This window comes from Plantactinospora sp. B5E13 (assembly GCF_039871775.1).
Taxonomy (GTDB): domain Bacteria; phylum Actinomycetota; class Actinomycetes; order Mycobacteriales; family Micromonosporaceae; genus Plantactinospora.
Genome location: NZ_JBDPLT010000006.1, coordinates 167,566 through 186,330 on the forward strand (window position 1 = coordinate 167,566; position 18,765 = coordinate 186,330).

An 18,765-nucleotide genomic window follows, 5' to 3' on the forward strand; every position below is an offset into this window, starting at 1 on the left:
GTCAGGCTCCTCGGGGCGTCGTCGGGTCAAGCGCCGAGATCGGCGTGTCGGGGGCGGCGAGTGCCGCCGCGAGCAGGGCACGGAACTGGTCGGCCAACCGGTGGGCGGTCGCCGGGTCGACAACGTCGAGCGCGTACTCCAGGTCGGTGTGCACGGGTCCGTCGCCGAGCGGCTCGTAGAAGCTCACCGTCAGCTCGGCCCGGACCGCGCCGGTCGGCACCGGTTCGACCCGCAGCCCGGCGAGGTCGTCGGAGCCGTCCACCCCGGTCAGTCGGGCCTCCTCGTGGTGCACAAGGAGCACCTGCGGCAGGCCGGGGCCGATCGGCGACACGTCGCGTACCGCGTCGAACGGCACCTCCTGGTGGTCGAACGCGGCCAGGTCGGCGGCCCGGATCCGGGCCAGCAGGCCGGCGAAGGTCGGATCCCCGCCGACGTCGGTCCGCAGCACCAGCGGGTTGACAAAACAGCCGACCAGGTCGGTCAGCACGTCCTCGGTCCGGCCCGCCACCAGCGTGCCGACCGGGACGTCCGGGCCGGCACCGAGCCGGTGCAGCAGGGTGGCGAGCACCGCCTGGAAGACCATGAACATGCTGGTACCGGTCTGCCGGGCCAGGTCGTCGACGGCCCGGTGGGTCCGCTCGTCGAGCACGAACCCGACCCGGCCACCACGTCGGCCGGGCACCACCGGGCGCACCCGGTCCGTGGGCAGCGCCAGCCGCTCCGGTACGCCCGCCAGCCGTCCCCGCCAGTAGTCCCGTTGCCGGGCGTACCGGCTGGCGGGGTCGGTCGGGTCGCCGAGCAGTTCCCGTGACCAGTGGGCGTAGTCCGGGTAGCCGACCGGCAACGGGGACCACGTCGGAGCCCGGCCGGCCCGGCGGGCCGCGTACGCGGTGTCGAGGTCCCGGACCAGCGGGACCACCGACCACTCGTCCGCGCCCAGGTAGTGCAGGGTCAGCAGCACCGCCTCGCCCCCGTCCCCGTCCCCGACCAGCAGTCGGGCCCGCATCGGCGGCTGCCCGGTCAGGTCGACGGTCTCCCGGACCAGGACGGCGACCCGGGCGTCGAGTGGTTCGCCGGTCGCCGGCAGCGTCTCCAGCACCGGCCGGTCGCCGACCGGGACCGGCACCGGCTCGCCGTCGTCACCGACCGCGAAGACGGTGGCCAGCGGCGGATGCCGGTCCACCAGGTCCCGCAGTGCCGCCGCCAGCGCCGGTACGTCCAGCCCGGCCTCGTCGGCGGGCCGGACCAGCAGGGCGAGGTCCCAGTGGTCGGCCGGCACCGCCGCCCGGTGCCGGTCCCACCAGATCCGCTGCACCGGTGCGACGAGCGGCGCCAGGTCGGGGCCGAGCCGGCGCAGCGGGGGTCGCCCGGCCGCCGCCCCGGCGACCCGTTCGGCGATTCCGGCCACGGTCGGGGCGTCGAAGACGTCCCGGACCGCCAGGTCGACGCCGAGCGCCGCGCGGATCCGACCCAGCAGCCGCATCACCGCCATCGAGTGTCCACCGAGGACGAAGAAGTTGTCGGAGCGGCCGACCGGGGGCAGCCGGAGGATCTCCCCGACGAGGTCGGCGAGGGTCCGTTCGACCGGGGTGACGGGCCGGTCGTCACCGGTCAGCACCGACCAGTCCGGTGCCGGCAGCCCCCGCCGGTCCAGTTTGCCGTTCGGGGTCAGCGGCAGCGGGCCGGGCAGCACCACCACCAGGGTCGGCACCATGTAGTCCGGCAGCAGACCGGCGGCGTGCCCGCGTACCGCGTCCGGGTCGACCGGTGCGTCGGCGGGCACCACGTACCCGACCAGCCGGGTCAGGTCACCGGCGCGGTCCACGGTCACCGCCGCCTGCCGCACGCCCGGGCAGCCGGCGAGGACCGCCTCGACCTCGCCCAGTTCGATCCGGAAGCCGCGAATCTTCACCTGGTCGTCGACCCGGCCGAGGAAGTCCAGCACCCCGTCGGCGCGCCAGCGGGCCCGGTCACCGGTGCGGTACATCCGGGCCCCGGCCGGGCCGTACGGGTCGGCGACGAAACGCTGCGCGGTCAACCCGGGACGACCGAGGTAACCACGGGCCAGGCCACGCCCGGCGACGTACAACTCCCCCACCACGCCGGGCGGCACCGGGCGGAGCCGCTCGTCGAGGACGTACACCCGGGTGTTCGGGTCCGGGCGACCGATCGGCACCGGACCGGTCCAGTCGGGTTCGGCACGCCAGAGCGTCGAGTTGACCGTCGCCTCGGTGAGTCCGTACGCCGCGTACAGCCGCAGCCGGCCCGCCCAGCGGCCGATCAGGTCCGGGGGCACGGTCTCGGTACCGACCAGCACCGTCAGCCCGTCCGGCAGCGGGCAGTCCGCCGGCAGCGCCGCGACCAGGGACGGTGGCAGGATCGCGTGGCTCACCCGTTCCCGTTCCAGCAGGTCGGCCAGGGGCCGGCCGGGGGCCCGGGTGTCGTCCGGCGCGATCACCAGCCGACCCCCGACGCACAACGCCATGGCCAGCTCGAAGACGAAGACGTCGAAGCCGGTCGAGGCGAACTGCAGCACCCGGGAGTCCGGGTTCACGCCGAGCCGGTCGACCGCGGTGGCGACCAGGCTGCCGATCCCCTCGTGCGACAGCACCACGCCCTTCGGACGTCCGGTGGAGCCGGAGGTGTAGATGACGTACGCGGCGTGGTCCAGCCCGCCCGGCACGGATGACGCCGGAACCGGACCGGGTACGGGAGCGAAGTCCGCCGGGTCGTCGACCAGCAGTCGACGTACCCCGGAAATCGCGGGCAGTCGGGCGGCGGCGGCCCGGGTGGTCAGCACCGTCCCGATCCCGGCGTCGGTCATCATGAAGGCCAGCCGGTCCGCCGGGTGGGCCAGCTCCAGCGGCAGGAACGCCGCGCCGAGTCGGAGCACCCCGAGCACCACGGCCACGGTCGCGGCCGAGCGGGGCACCGCCACCCCGACCACCGACCCGGGTCCGACACCGTAGCCGGCCAGCAGCCGAGCCATCCGGTCCGCCTCGGCGTCCAGTCCGGCGTACGAGAGCACCCGTTCCCGGTCCACCACGGCGACCGCGTCCGGAGCCCGGTCCACCTGCCGGGCGAACAGGACCGGCAGGGTTTCCTCCGGCACCTCCCGCGCGGTCGCGGTGAAGTCGTGCAGCACCCGGTCCCGCTCGCCCGGCAGCAGGACGTCGATCCGGCTCACCGGCACCCCGGGCTCGCTGGCGACCGTCGCGGCGAGCCGCGTCAGCCGCTCACCCAGCCGCTCGACCGTACCGGGGTCGAACAGGTCCGTCCGGTACTTCAGCACGCAGGTGAGGGAGGGCCCGCCCGCCCCCTCGACCACGTCGAAGACCAGGTCGAACTTGGCCGCCGGCGGGTCGACCGGCTCGTCGACGGCGGTCAGCCCGACCAGGCCGGGCCAGTCCGCACCCCGAGGCCGGTGCACCACCATCACCTGGAACAGCGGATTGCGGGACAGCGACCGGGTCGGGTTGACCGCCTCCACCACCGTCTCGAACGGCACGTCCTGGTGCGAGTACGCGGCCAGGTCGGTTTCCCGGACCCGGGCCAGCAGGTCGACGAAGGTCGGGTCACCGGAGAGGTCGGTACGGAGCACGAGCGTGTTGACGAAGAACCCGACCAGCTCGTCCAACGCCGCGTCGGCGCGTCCGGCGATCGGCGCCCCGAGCGGGATGTCGGTGCCGGCACCGAGCCGGTGCAGCAGGGTCGCCACCAGTGCGTGCACCACCATGAACAGGCTGGTCCCGGTGTCCCGGGCGAGCCGCCGAAGCCCGGCGGCGACCTCGTCGGGCAGTGGCACGGGGAGTTCGGCGGCGGTCGGGGCGGGCCGGCCGGACCGGGCCCGGTCGGTGGGCAGGTCCAGTTCCTCCGGCATTCCGGCCAGGGCGGTACGCCAGTAGTCCAGTTGCCGGGCGGCCAGACTGCCCGGATCCGCCGGGTCGCCGAGCAGGCGGCGCTGCCACAGGGTGTAGTCGGCGTACTGGACGGGCAGGGGTGACCAGTCCGGTGCCCGTCCCGCCCGGCGGGCCGCGTACGCGGTGGAGAGGTCCCGCAGGAAGGGCCGGTCCGACCACTCGTCGGTGGCGATGTGGTGCAGCGACAGGACGAGCACGTGCTCGACCGGATCCGGGTCGCCGTCGACCGCGATCAGGGTCGCCCGCACCGGTGGCTCGACGGCGAGGTCGAACGGACGTCGTACGGCGGTCCGGACGATCGCCGCGACCTCGTCCGGCGCGGCGCCGACAACCACCAGCTCCGGTCGGACCCCGGCGGACGGCAGGATCCGCTGGCCGGGTTGACCGTCGCGCTCCTCGAAGACGGTACGCAGGGTCTCGTGCCGGTCGGTCAGGTCGGCCAGGGCGGCCCGCAACGCGGCCACGTCGAGTGCGCCGCGCAGCCGCAGCACGATCGGGAAGTGGTACGCCGCCGACGTCGGGACCATCCGCTGGATCATCCAGAGCCGCTGCTGGGCGAAGGAGAGTGGCAGCTCGGCGGGGCGGGTCGCCGGCACCAGCGCCCGGTCCCCCGGGGCCGGCTCCGCTGCCGGGTCTGCCGAAGCCGGCTCCCCTGCTGCCGGGTTCGCCGGCTCCACCGGCCCGCCGATCCGCGCGGCGAGCTCGGCGACGGTCGGCGCCTCGAAGAGGTCACGGATCGCCACCTCCACCCCGAGCACCGCCCGGACCCGGCTGACCAGCCGGATCGCCAGCAGCGAATGTCCGCCGAGGTCGAAGAAGTTGTCGTCGGTCCCGACCCCGGGTACGCCGAGCAGGTCGGCGAAGATGCCGCAGAGCGTCTGCTCCCGGGCCGAACGGGGCGGCCGGGCGGCATCGCCGGCCCGGACCGTCGGGGCGGGCAACGCCGCGACGTCGAGCTTGCCGTTGACGGTCAACGGCAGTCGGTCGATCGGGACCAGCACCGCCGGAACCATGTAGTCGGGCAGCCGCTTGCGCAGGTACGTCCGCAGCTCGGCCAGCACCGTCTCGTCGGAGTCCCGCCAGCCGGCCGACCGGACGACGTAACCGGCGAGGCCACGTACCCCGACACCGGCCGTGGGGGCCACCAGCACGGCGGCGTGCGCGACCTGCGGATGCCCGAGCAGCGCCGCCTCGATCTCACCGAGTTCGACCCGGTAGCCCCGGATCTTCACCTGGTCGTCGGTACGGCCGAGGAAGTCCAGCAACCCGTCCGGGCGGCGGCGGACCAGGTCCCCGGTGCGGTACATCCGCTCCCCGGGCGCGCCGTACGGGTCGGCGACGAACCGCTGCGCGGTCAGTCCCGGCCGACGGTGGTAGCCACGGGCCAGCCCGATGCCGGCGATGTAGAGCTCGCCGGGCGCGCCGGGCGGGGTCGGCCGCAGGTGCGGGTCGAGTACGTAGGCGCGGGTATTCCAGATCGCCCGGCCGACGGTCGGGGTGGCACTGTCGGCCGTGCCGCCGCCGAGCGTGTTGATGGTGTACTCGGTCGGCCCGTACAGGTTGTAGCCGGCCGTGCCGTCGGTGTCCCGCAGCCGGTCCCAGACCGTCTCGGAGACCGCCTCGCCGCCGAGCAGGACGAGCACCGGTCGATGCCGTCGCCCCACGCCAAGGTCGGTCGGTTCGTCCCGGTCGAGCAGGCCCTCCTCGAGCAGCAGTTGGGCGTAGCTCGGGGTGACGTTGACCACGTCGATCCGGTGCCGGTCGCAGTAGCCGACCAGGGCCCGGGCGTCACGACGCAGTTCCTCGTCGCAGACGTGCACCTCGTGCCCCTCGACCAGCCAGAGCAGTTCCTCCCACGACATGTCGAAGGCGAACGAGACGGTGTGCGCGATCCGCACCCGCCGACCACCGGCCGCCGCCACCGTCGGGCCGAAGATGGCCTCCCGGTGGTTGAGCTGCATGTTCGTCAACCCCTGGTACGGCGTCACCACGCCCTTCGGACGGCCGGTCGACCCCGAGGTGTAGATCAGGTACGCGGGGTGTGCCAGCCGCTCCGGATCGGTCCGGGCGAACCCGGCCGGCAGTTCGGTGTCGTCGAGGGCGGCACCGGGCAGCGCCGCCAGCTCGGCGGCGACCGCCGGACCGTCGAGCGGCAGTACCGTCGGCGGCAGGTTCGACGGAAGGTCGGGCAGCACGGAGGTGACCGAGAGCAGGACCGTCGGCTCGGTGTCGGCGAGCACGAACGCCAGCCGCTCGGCCGGATGGTCCAGCTCCAGCGGCAGGTACGCGGCTCCGGTGCGCAGTACCGCGAAGAGCGCCACCACCATGTCGGTCGAGCGCGGCAGCGCGAGTGCCACCACCCGCTCCGGTCCGGCGCCCCGGGCGATCAGCAGCCGGGCCAGCTGGTTGATCCGGGCGTCGAGTTCGGCGTAGGTCAGGGTCGCGGTTCCCGTTCCGTCGCCGCCGGTTTCGCGGCCGGCGGCGGCACGGAGGTCGCCCGCACCCTCCTCCCCGTCGCGGCGGCCGGCGGTCCGGCCGCGGCCGCCGGCGAAGACCAGCGCCACGGCGTCCGGGGTCCGGGCCGCCTGGACGGCCAGCAGGTCGGCGACGGACTCGGTGCCCACCGGACGCCGGGTCGACGCCCACTCCGCGGCCAGCTCGGCACGTTCCGGCTCGGTGAGCAGGTCCAGCCGGCCCACCGGCGGCGCCGGGTCACCGGCCGCGTCGCGGACACCACCCGGGTCACCGGCTTCGTCGAGTGCGTCGACGATCCGGTCCAGTACCGCGACGAACCGGTCGAGCAGGATCCCGGCCACCGGGCCCGGTACGACGTCCGGCCGGTGGTCGAGCGCGACCCGGATCCGCGGCGCCGGGGTGACCACCAGGGTCAGCGGGTAGTGGGTGGCGTCCACCCCGGCCGCCGCCACGATGCCGTGCCGTTCCCGCAGCCGGGCCGACTCCTCCTCGTCGACGAAGTTCTGCAGCACGTAGAGGGTGTCGAAGAGCCGGGTCTGTCCGACCGCCCGCTGCACCTCGCCGAGACCGAGGTGGTCGTACGGCATCAGTTCGGCCCGCTGCTCCTGCAGGCGACGCAGCAGCCCCGGCACCGACTCGTACGGGTCGACGGCGACCCGTACCGGCACGGTGTTGAGGAACAGTCCGATGATCTGCTCGACGTGCGGGACCTCCGGGTTCCGGCCGGAGACGGTCATGCCGAAGACCACGTCGGTCCGGCCGAGGTAGCCGCCGAGCACCAGTCCCCAGGTCGCGGTGAGCACCGTGTTCAGGGTGAGGCCCTGTCGGCGTACCGCCGCCCGCAACCGCTCGCCCAGCGGTGCCGGCAGCTCGGTCCGGCGGCGTTGCGGGACCACCGGGGCCAGCGTCGCCTCCGGCGCGACCAGCGACGGTTCGGCCAGCCCGGCGAGCGCGTCCCGCCAGGCCCGGACCGCGGGCGCGGAGGGTTGGGCGGCGAGCCAGTCGAGGTGGTCCCGGTACGACCCGGCCGGCGGCAACGCCCGGTCGTCACCGTCGCGCTCGTAGAGGGTGAACAGTTGCTCGACGAAGAGCTGTTCGGACCAGCCGTCCCAGAGCACCAGGTGGTGGCTGACCACCAGCCGGTCCCGGTTGTCGGCGAGCCGGATCAGCAGCAGTCGGCACAGCGGTGGCCGGGTCAGGTCGAAGCGACGGCGCCGGTCCACGGCCAGCAGTTCGGTGATCCGCTCCCGGGCGACCTGCGGATCCAGTCCGGAGAGGTCCACCTCGGTCACCGGCAGTTCGGCCGCCGCCGTGACGAACTGCACCGGCCGGGACAGTCCCTCGCCGGTGAAACCCGCCCGCATGCTCGGGTTGCGGGCCAGCAGCACCGCGCCGGCCCGACGCAACCGCGCCAGGTCCACCCGGTGGTCGAGGTCGAAGACGTCCTGTGCGGTGTAGACGTCGAGGGCGCCGGTGTCGTAGCTGGCGTGGAAGAAGAGCCCTTCCTGCAGTGGCGACAGCGGCCAGATCTCCGCCACCGGGGTCCCGCTGGTCCGCGCGACCTGGTCGACCTCCGCCGGGCTGAGGTCGACCGTCGCCCCGGACACCGGGCCGTCGGTCGACCCGCTCCTGACCGGCCCGGAACCCGTGGCGCCGGCACCCGCCGCGACGGGCACCGCCACCGACCCGGCGTCGGAAGTCGTGGCGGCGGTTGCCGTGGCGGCGGTCAGCTGGGCCAGCGCGGTGATCCACCCGGCGCCCAGCGTGCTGACGTCGGACTCGGTGAGCACCCCGTCCGGCCAGGTCCAGGTCGCGGTCAGCACCGGGCCGTCGGCGGTGTCGGCACAGACCACGTCGACCTGCAGCGGATGGGACAGGGCCAGGCCCCCGTTGAGGGTGGCGACGGCCGCCGACTCCGGTGCCGGCGCCCAGTCCCGCTCGGACTCACCCGGGACCCGCCCGTAGTAGTTGAACAGCACCTGCGCCGTCGACAGTCCGGCGAGGATCGGCGCGGTCTGCGCGTTGAGGTGACGCAGCAGCCCGTACCCGAGGCCGTTGTCCGGGACGGCCCGCAACCGCTCCCGTACGCCCCGGAGCACGTCGAACGGGTCGGCGCCGGCCGGCAGCCGGACCGGCTGCACGCTGGTGAACCAGCCGACGGTGCGGGAGAGGTCGACTCCGGGGTTGATCTCCTCGCGACCGTGCCGCTCCAGCTCGACCAGCAGGTCGTCGTTGCGGCCACGCCACCGGTTCACCGCCAGCGCCAGCGCGGCGAGCAGGATCTCGGTGACGTCCGCGCCGACCGCCGCCGGTACGGCGGTGAGCAGCGGCGCGGTCCCGGCCGGCCCGAGTCGTACGACATGCTGGCGCCCGGGTCGATCCGACACCTCGACCGGGTCCGCGCACAGTTCGGCGCCGGGCGCCAGGGTTTCCGCCCAGTGGGCAAGTTCGGTCAGCCGCTCCGGACGCTGCGCCTGCTCGGTCAGCAGCTGGGCGTAGTGCCGCAGCGAGGTGCCGACCGGGGCGAGTGCCGGCGACTGGCCGGTGGTGACCGCCCGGGCCGCCTCGGCCAGATCCGCGAGCAGGATTCGCCACGAGACGCCGTCGACCAGCAGGTGGTGGGTGGCGAGGAGCAGGCGTCCGGGTCGCGTCCCGGTGTCGAACCAGACCGCCTGGACCATCGTCCCGGTGTCCGGCGCGAGCCGCCCGGTCGCGGCCTCGGACTCCCGGGTGATGGTGGCCCGCAGTTCGGCGTCGTCCAGACCGGCGACGTCGACCCGGCGCAGCAGTCCGGCCGGATCCAGCTGCCCGGCCCGCGGGACCTCCAGCGACCAGAGCACCCCGGCGATCCGGCGCAGCCGCAGACGGAGCCCGTCGTGCCGGTCGAGCACCGCCCGCAGCACCGCGACCAGTGTGTCCATCGTCGACCGGGCGGGCGTGACGAGCAGCGCCGGCAGGGTGAACCGGTCGATCGGCTGACCGGTCTCCCGCAGCCAGTGCACGATCGGCAGCGGCGGAACCGGGCCGATCCCGTCACCGGTCTGCACCGACATCTCCGGGGCACCGGCCGGCGGGGCCGCCGATTGGTGTCCGGCCGCCGCCGGGCCGGAGGAGACTGCCGGGCCGGAGGAGACTGCCGGGCCGGAGGAGACTGCCGGGCCGGAGGAGACTGCCGGGCCGGACGGAACTGCGGCGGCGAGGGTACGCGGCGTACGGTGCCGGAAGAGGTCACCGGGACGGATCTCCAGTCCGCGCCGCCGGGCCCGGCTCGCCACCGCGATGCTGAGGATGCTGTCGCCACCGAGCGCGAAAAAGTCGTCGTCGGCGTCGACCCCGGAGCGGCCCAGCACCTCGGCGAAGATCGTGGCGAGCTGCCCGACCGCCGGATCCGCCGCCGGCCCGCCCGACCCGACGGGCTCGGGCGGCACCGGCCCGCCCCGGCCCGCCCGGTCCGGCGCGACGACCGGCGGCGGCAGCGACCCGTCCGGCTCGGCCGGCGGCGGCAGCGCCGCCCGGTCGAGCTTGCCACTCGGCGTCAGCGGCAGCGCGTCGAGCAGCACGAACGCGGCCGGCACCAGGGCATCCGGCAGCCCGGCCCGGGCCGCCTCCCGCAGCGCCCCGATCGCCGGCCGGGCCCCCGGCAGCGGGACGACGTACGCCACCAGACGGGACGGTCCGGCCCCGGCCGGTACCGTCACCACCACCCGGCCGACCCCGGGCTGCGCCGACAGCACCGCCTCGATCTCGCCGGGGTCGACCCGGTGACCACGGATCTTGATCTCGTGGTCGGTACGACCGACGTACTCCAGGACGCCGTCGGCCCGCCACCGCACCAGGTCGCCGGTACGGTACATCCGCTCCCCGGCCGTCCCGAACGGATCGGCGACGAAGCGTTCCGCGGTGATCGCCGGTCGCCGGTGGTAGCCATGCCCGAGCTGCGCCCCGGCGACGTACAGCTCACCGGGGACACCGGCGGAGACCGGCCGCAGACAGTCGTCCAGCACGTACAGCCGGGTGTTGGCGACCGCCCGGCCGATCGGTACCGTCGGCCCGGGTTCGCCGTCGTTCGCCCACCAGGTGACCTGCACCGCCGTCTCGGTCGGCCCGTAGAAGTTGTCCAGCGCGGTGCCGGTCCGGGTCCGCCACCGCCGGGCGAGTTCCGGGGTGAGCGCCTCGCCTCCGCTGGAGACCCAGCGCAGACTGGCCGCCCAGCCGGGATCGGCGGCGACCTCGTCGTCGAGCAGGAACGCCTCCACCATCGACGGTACGAAGGTGACCGCGGTGACCCGGTGCCGCCGGACCAGTCCGGCCAGCCGGGCCGGGTCACGCAGGTCGTCCGCACCCGGCAGTACGACGGCGGCGCCGGCGGTCAGCGGCCAGAAGATCTCCCAGACCGAGGTGTCGAAGTGCGGGGGCGCGAGCTGCAGCATCCGGTCGGCGGTGCCGAGCCGGAACTCGCGTTGCGACCAGGTCAGCTGGTTGACGATCGCCCGGTGGCTGACCAGCGCCCCCTTCGGGCGTCCGGTCGAGCCCGAGGTGTAGATCAGGTACGCGGGCAGCTCCGGATCCCTCGGCGGGGCCGGACGGAGGTCGTCCCGGCCCGGCGTCACGTCCCCGTCGACCAGCAGGCGTGTCAGGTCCGCCGGGCCCGACACCCGGTCGAGGTTGTCCACGGTGGCCACCACCGCCCGGGCGCCGGAGTCGGCGAGCACGGCGGCGAGCCGGCCGGGCGGGTCCGCCAGGTTGACCGGCAGGTACGCGGCCCCGGCCCGCAGCACGGCGAGCATCCCGACCACCAGTTCCGCCGATCGGGGCACCGCCACCGCGACCACGTCGCCCGGTCGGACTCCCCGGCCGACGAGTCGTCCGGCCAACGCGGCGGCCCGGCGGTGCAGGTCGGCGTAGCTCAGCTCCCGCCCGCCGTCGATCAGCGCCACCGCGTCCGGGGTGGCGGCGGCCTGGGCCGCGACGACCGCGTCCAGGGTCAGCCCCGGCAGCGGGGCGGTCGGCCCGGCCAGCCGGGCGAGGACGGCGGACCGTTCCTCCGCCGGCAGCAGGTCGATCCGGCCGACCGGCCGGGTCGGGTCGGTGACGAGTGTGTCGAGGATGCGGGCCAGTCCGGCGCCGAGCCGCCGTACGGTCGCCGCGCCGATCCTGGCCGGGTCGTACTCGATGGTCAGGCTGAGCTGGTCGGCCGCCGACACCAGCAGGGTCGCCGGATAGTGGGTGGCCTCCCGGAACTCGACGCCGTTGAGCTCGACGAGGCCGGACCGGTCCCGCAGGTCGCCGGTCGGCGGATAGTTCTCCACCACGACGAGGGTGTCGAAGAGCTCCCCGATCCCGGCCAGCCGCTGGATCGCGGGCAGCCCGAGGTGCTGGTGGTCGAGGAGTTCGGCCTGCTCGCGCTGGAGTCGGGCGACGAGTTCGGCGAGTGGCTCGGCCGGATTCCAGCGCAGCCGAACCGGCAGGGTGTTGATGAAGAGGCCGACCATCGCCTCGACACCGTCCACCTCGGCCGGCCGGCCGGCGACCGTACTGCCGAAGACGACGTCCCGCCGCCGGGTGTGCTGGCCGAGCAGCAGTCCCCAGGCGGCGTGGACAACGCTGCCGAGGGTCAGTCCGGCGTCCCGGGCCCGCGTCCGCAGTCCGGTCGCGACCTCGGCCGGCAGTGCCACGTCGGACCGGGCGGCGCCGCCGGGCCGAACCGGGTCGCCGGCACCGGTGGCGGCGTCGGCGCAGCCGGCACCGGTGGCGAGCCGGGTCGGGTCGTCGAGCCCGGCCAGCGCCACCCGCCAGGCCTCCCGGGCCGCCGTGTCGTCCCGGCCGGCCAGCCACTCCAGGTACCGCCGGTAGGGGGCGACCGGCGGCAGGCGGTCCGGCTCGCCGTCCGGTGCGTAGCCGGCGAGCAGATCCCGCAGGGTCAGTCCGGCGGACCAGCCGTCGGTCACGATGTGGTGGTGGGTGAGCAGCAGGAGGTGCCGGTCACCGGCGTACCGGACCAGTACGCCGCGCAGCAGCGGCGGGCGGGCGAGGTCGAACGGGGCGGCCCGCTCCGCGTCCGCCAGCGCCGCGAACGCGGCGTCGCGCTCGTCGGCGGCGTACCCGGTCAGGTCGACCTCGCGCCACGGCGGGTCGAGCCGGTCCGCCACCACCTGCACCGGTCGCCCGTCGGCGAGCTGCGGAAACGCGGCCCGCAACGGGGCGTGCCGGTCGAGTACGCCGCGCAGTGCCCGCCGCAGCGCGGCGGCGTCGAGCCGGCCGGTCAGCTCGATCACCTGCTGCACCCGGTACGGGTCCGCCCCGGCGTCCGGGCCGTCGGCGACCGCGTGGAAGTAGAACCCCTCCTGCAACGGGGTCAGCGGCAGCACCTCGACCAGCCCCGGTACGGCGGCGGCCAGCGCGTCGAGTTGTGGCTGGTCGAGTCGGACCAGCGGGAAGTCCGACGGGGTGTGCCCACCGGCGCCCGGCGCGGCGGCGTGCCGGACGATCGCGTCCAGCGCGGTGAACCAGCCCTTCGCGAGTTCCCGGACGTCCGCCTCGCCGAGCAGGGTCGCCGGCCAGGCCCAGGTCACCCCGAGCCCGGGCCCGTCCGGGCCGTCCTCGGTGAAGGCGTTGACCTCCAGGGTGTACGGCGCCACCGGCATCGCGTCGTCGAAGCCGCCGGCCAGTAGCCCGATCCCGGGCAGCGGACTCCAGGTGGTGTCCGGGTCGGCCGGCACGGCGAACCGGCCGAGGTAGTTGAAGCTGATCTGCGGCGTGGGCAGCGCGGCGAGGAGGGCGGCGGACTCCGGGTTGAGGTGGCGCAGCAGGCCGTAGCCGAGCCCGTGGTCGGGGATCTCCCGGAGCCGTTCCTTGACCCGCTTCAGCGCGGTGCCGGCGTCCGGGCCGCCGGCCAGCGCCCGGTCCAGGTCGATCGGCCCGGTCTCCAGTCGCACCGGGAAGACGCTGGTGAACCAGCCGAGGGTCCGGGACAGGTCCACGCCGTCGGCGACCTGTTCCTCCCGGCCGTGTCCCTCCAGGGCGACCAGGGCGGGCACCGGCTCGGTCACGCCCCGGCGACGCCGCCAGTCGGCCAGGGCCAGGGCGAACGCGGTCAGCAGGACGTCGTTGACGCCGGCGTGGAACACCGCAGGCACGGTGCCGAGCAGCGGAGCGGTCCGGTCGGCCGGCAGCCGCAGGGTCAGCCGGGACACGCTCGCCAGGTCGCCGACCGGGTCGAGGGGACGCGCCGCCAGGGCCGGGTCGGGGCCGCGCAGCGTCCGGGTCCAGAGCGGCAGCTCGGCCAGGCGCCGCGCCGAGTGGGCGTCCGCGTGCAGCAGCTCGGACCAGCGCCGCAGCGGCGTACCGACCGGTGCCGGGCGGGGCGTACGGCCGGTGGAGACGTCGGCCCAGGCGGCGGCGAGATCGGGCAGCAGGATCCGCCAGGAGACGCCGTCGACCACCGCGTGGTGCACCAGCACCACCAGGTGTCCGGGCCGTTCCGGGCCGGCGTCGAGCCAGACCACCTGGACCATCAGGCCGGACTCCGGGGCCAGTCGTCGCCCGGCCTGCCGGGCGGCGTCCTCGGCCCGGGCCCGCAGTGCCGCCCCGGCCAGCTCGCCGACCTCGATCCGGTGCAGCCAGTCGGCGGCCCGGACGGTGCCGGGCGGCGGCACCTCCAGCCGACCGGCACCATCCGGTGTGGATCGGACCAACCGGGACCGCAGGACGTCGTGCCGGTCGGCGACCGCCTGCAGCGCGGCGACCAGCCCGTCGGCGGTCACCTCGGCGGGAACCCTGACCAGCAGCCACTGGTTGAACGCGTCGATCTCACCACCGCACTCGTCCAGCCAGCGCAGGATCGGGGTGAGCGGCAGCGAACCGACGCCGGCCTCGGGGTCGTCGCCGGCCCGCCCCGGCGCCGAGGTGGCGACCGGGGCCAGCTCGGCGACGGTACGCAGCTGGAAGACCTGACGCGGGGTCAGCACCAGACCCGCCTGCCGGGCCCGGATGACCAGCTGGATGGAGACGATGCTGTCCCCGCCGAGCGCGAAGAAGTCGTCGTCCACCCCGACCTCGGGCAGCCCGAGCACCTCAGCACAGAGCGCGCAGAGCAGTTCCTCCCGGGCGTCCCGGGGGCGGGTGCCGCCGGTCAGGGCGGCGAAGTCGGGGGCCGGCAACGCGGCCCGGTCCAGCTTGCCGCTCGGCGTGACCGGCAGCCGGTGCAGCGGCACGAACGCCGCCGGCACCATGTGTTCCGGCAACCAACCCCGGGCGTACGTGCGCAGCTCCGCCATCAGAGCGGTGACGTCCCGGAACGGGGCCGGGCGGTTGGCGTACCGGGTCGGGTCGGCGGTCAGTTCCCGCCCCGGCCGGTACGCCGGCGGGGGCACCGTCCCGAGCGGGGTGAAGAGCAGCTCGAGTTCGCCCTCGGTACCGTCGCCCGACCAGGTCACCACCACCTCGTGGCCGTACCGGCCGGCCAGCTCGTGCACCGCCTCCGGGTCGACGGCCGGGCCGGCGGCAGCGGGTGCGGGCCCGGTGACCGGGTCCGGGTCGGTGAGGCTCCGCAGCGCGTGCCGGTCGGCGGTCAGCCGGGCGTTGGGCACGCCGGTGACCCGCAGTCCGTCGATTGTCGCGTCGGTCAGGTCGACGCGGTCGAGCAGCTCCGCCAGGCCGGCCAGCCCGCCGGCCACCTCGGACCAGGTGACCTCCCGGACGGCGACGGTGCCGGGCGGCGCGGCGGGAGCCGGGCCGCCGGCGGTCGAACCGGTACGCAGCACGACGTCGGATCCGGTGCGCAGCACGACGTCGTACCGGTGGCGGGTCAGCTCGTTGTGCGCCCGGCCGCGCTTGACCCGCAGGTCGACGACGTCGATCCCGGGTACTGCCCCGACCAGCGCGGGGAAGAAGTCGGGGTCGAGCAGCAGCTCCCCCTCCCAGGCCAGGCCCTGTTCGACGGCGGCCCGGGCGGCGGTCCGGGCGGCGGTCCGGCCGGCCTCGTCCGGCCGCCGCCGGGCGATCTCGATGGCGGCTCGCAGGAACCGGTGCGTCCGCAGGTTGCGGACGTCGCCGACGAACAGCGCCCCGCCCGGGACGAGCAGGCTGGTCAGTCCACGAAGGACGTCGAGCAGGTAGTCGGCGCTGGGAAAGTACTGCACGACGGAGTTGAGCACGACGGTATCGAAGAACCCGGCGGGCAGCCCGTCGCGCACGTCGGCCGGCTGAGTACGCAACTCCACCCGCCCGGCCAGCTCGGGCCGGCCCGCCACCTGCGCCCGCACCGCCTCGACCGCCGCCCGGGACAGGTCGGTGCCCCAGTACGCCTCGACCCGGGGCGCCACCCCGGCCAACAGCAACCCGCTGCCGACCCCGATCTCCAGGACCCGACGCGGGCGCAGCGCCAGGATCCGCTCCACGGTGGCGTCCCGCCACTCCCGCATCTCGGCGAGCGGGATCGGCAACCCGTCGTAGCTGCTGTGCCAGCCGGTTAAGTTCTCGCCGAACTCCTCGGTACGCCCGGCGGCGTAGAGCTGCTCGTGCAGCCGCTCCCAGTCCGCGACCCGGTCGGACTCGACCTCGACATCCCGCCCCGGGGAGTGTCCGGTGACCGGGACGGGTCGGTCCCCGCGTTCCAACGCCGGTACGACGTACGCGGCGAGCCGCTGCTCACCGGTCGGTCCCGGGCGGGCCACCACCGCCACCTGGCCGACCGCCGGATGCTGGGCGAGCACCGACTCGACCTCGCCCGGCTCGATCCGGTAACCACGGATCTTCACCTGGTCGTCGGCCCGACCGAGGAACTCCAACCGCCCGTCCGGCAGCCACCGGACCAGGTCGCCGGTGCGGTAGAGGCGCCCACCCGCCGGCCCGTACGGGTCGGCGACGAACCGCTCGGCGGTCAGTCCGGGCCGGCCGAGATAACCGCGGGCCAGCCCCGGACCACCGAGGTACAGCTCGCCGGTCTGGCCGACCGGCACCGGGCGCAGTGCCGCATCGAGCACGTAGCACCGGGTACCGGGGTCGGGCCGGCCGATCGGCACCACCCCGCCGGGCGGGGTCCGCGGATCACACTCGCCGAGGGTCGAGTTCACCGTCGCCTCGGTCGGCCCGTAGGCGTTGAACATGGGCCGGTCGACCGCCCAGCGGGCGACCAGCTCCGGGGAGACCCGCTCGGTGCCGGCGAGCAGGGTCGCGCCGGCCGGCAGTGTGCAGTCCCGGGGCAGGGCGGCGAGCAGCGCCGGCGGCAGGATCATGAAAGTCGCGCCGTGCCGGTGCGCGTAGCTGGTCAACGCCGGGCCGGGCACCCGACGCTCCGCCGGTACGACGATCAGCCGCCCGCCGGAGAGCAGGCCGAGGCAGAGGTCCCAGAACGCGACGTCGAAACTGGGCGAGGCGAACTGCAGCACCCGGCTCTCCGGGCCGACGCCGAGCCGGGCGCGCTGGGTGGCGACCAGCTGGGTGACCCCGGCATGTGACAGCACGACGCCCTTGGGCCGGCCGGTGGAGCCGGAGGTGTAGATGACGTAGGCCGTGTTCTCCGGTGTCAGCGGCACACCCCGGTCGGCGTCGGTCGGGTCCTCGGTCCGGTCCGGGTCCACATCGGTCGAACCGGTGCCGGTCACGGCACCGTCGACCGGACCGGCGGCCGGACCAGGTTCCGCCTCGTCCGGCAGGACCAGGCGGGGCAGATCCGGCGTCGCCGGCAGGGTGGCGGCGAGTTCGACGGTGGTGACCAGGCAGACCGGGCGGGCATCGGCCAACATGTAGCCGATCCGCTCGGCCGGATAGTCCTGGTCCAGCGGCAGGTAGGCGCCGCCGGCCTTGAGCACCGCCACCTCGGCGACGATCATCCCGATCGAGCGGGGCAGGCAGAGCGCGACCACCCGTTCCGGCCCCACCCCCCGGACGATCAGCGCGTGGGCCAGCCGGTTCGCCCGCCGGTTCAGTTCGGCGTACGTCAACTCGGTCTCCTCGAAGACCAGCGCCACCGCCTCCGGCGCCCGGCGGACCTGCTCCTCGAAGAGTTGCGGCCAGGTTGTCGGGGGCGCCGGTGTCACGGTCTCGTTCCACTCCACCAGGATCCGGTGTCGTTCCACCGTGTTCAGTTCGTCGTCGGTGCTGTTCAGGTCGATCGTGGGCACGACGAGGTACCGCCTCTCGGGAGCGGGTGGCCGGAGACCGGGTGGACGAGGTGGAGACCTGGCGGGCGGCTCAGGCGGTACCGAGCAGCGGCAGAATCTGGTCCAGCGCGTACGGGACGCTCAGCACGGTGCTGAAGGAGAGCGCGGCGCCGAGCGGTGGATTCTCGTACGGCAGGAACACCGCCCGGTTCTGCTTGGCGACGTCGAGGGTGGCGTACACCCGGTCGGCCCTGACCCGGGGCTCGGCGGAGGCGTCCGAGGTAAGGAAGAAGAGCCGGTCGACGTCGACCAGGTCGAGCCGTTCGGAGCCGATCTCGGCGGCGTACTCGTCGCCGGCGGCCTGCACGATGGTCTGCGGCACGGTGAGGCCGAGCTGGGTCATGAAGACCACCTTCGGGTCGCTCGGCGCGAAGACCGCGTACTTGCCCGGCTCGTACGGCTCGACCACCGCGACGGTCTTCCCGGCGAGTTCCGGATGTTCCTGGCGGGCTCTGGCGAACCGCGCGTCGACGTCGGCGATCAACTGCTCGGCCCGGTCCGCCCTGCCGAGGGCCCGGCCGGCCTGCCGGGTCAGCTCCTGCCACGGCGCGGCGTAGTCGGCGTGGCCCTTCGGCTGTGCGACCGTGGGCGCGATCCGGGACAGCTGCTGGTACTGCTGCTCGGTCATGCCGGAGTAGAGACCGATGATCAGGTCCGGCCGGAGCGCGGCGATCTTCTCCAGGTTGTAGTCGTCCCGTTCGCCGACGATCTCGGGTGGGGTGCCGCCCCACAGCTGCTGCGCCCAGGGCCACTTCCCGTACGGCCGTTCCAGGAACCAGTCGACGGCGCCGACCGGCACGGTCCCGAGGGCGAGCACCGGATCCTGGTCGCTGAGCCCGAGTGTCACCACCCGGGTCGGCTGGCGGGTTATCTCGGTGCTGCCGTACTTGTGGTCCACCGTCACGGGGAAGGCACCGGGGGCCGGGGCGGGCCCGGGTTCGTCTTTCCTGGTGTCGCCGCCGCAGCCGACGAGGCCGAGGGTGAGGGCAACCAGGGCCGCGGCCAACCGGCCGACCGGCCGGCGGTGGATCGGGCGGGCGGGTGTGCTGGACATCGGCTCCTCTTCGAGGGTCGGCTAGTGGACGTCCGGGACCGACGGTCGGCGCGACCGAGGGTGCCGGGGGACAACGACAGGCGAGCGTGGTGAGCGGCGACCGGCGCCGGCGTGGGTCGCCGGGCCCGGGTGGTCACCCGGTCTGGTGTGCGGT

2 protein-coding genes are annotated in these 18,765 nt (G+C 74.8%); both read right to left on the reverse strand.

Going from position 1 to position 18,765, the window contains the following annotated elements; genetic code table 11:
* Window position 1: 1 nt before the first annotated feature.
* Window positions 2-17,518, reverse strand: coding sequence for an amino acid adenylation domain-containing protein (locus ABGB05_RS08185; RefSeq protein ID WP_347652584.1), 17,517 nt, complete (start codon window positions 17,516-17,518; stop codon window positions 2-4).
* A 70-nt stretch (window positions 17,519-17,588) separates the two neighbouring features.
* Window positions 17,589-18,611, reverse strand: a complete 1,023-nt coding sequence (locus ABGB05_RS08190) for an iron-siderophore ABC transporter substrate-binding protein (RefSeq protein WP_347652585.1) — start codon at window positions 18,609-18,611, stop codon at window positions 17,589-17,591.
* Window positions 18,612-18,765 lie beyond the last annotated feature (154 nt).

Excerpts from the sequence above, each read along its gene's own strand:
- ABGB05_RS08190 (WP_347652585.1), bottom strand. The coding sequence starts at position 18,611 with ATGTCCAGCACACCCGCCCGCCCGATCCACCGCCGGCCGGTCGGCCGG.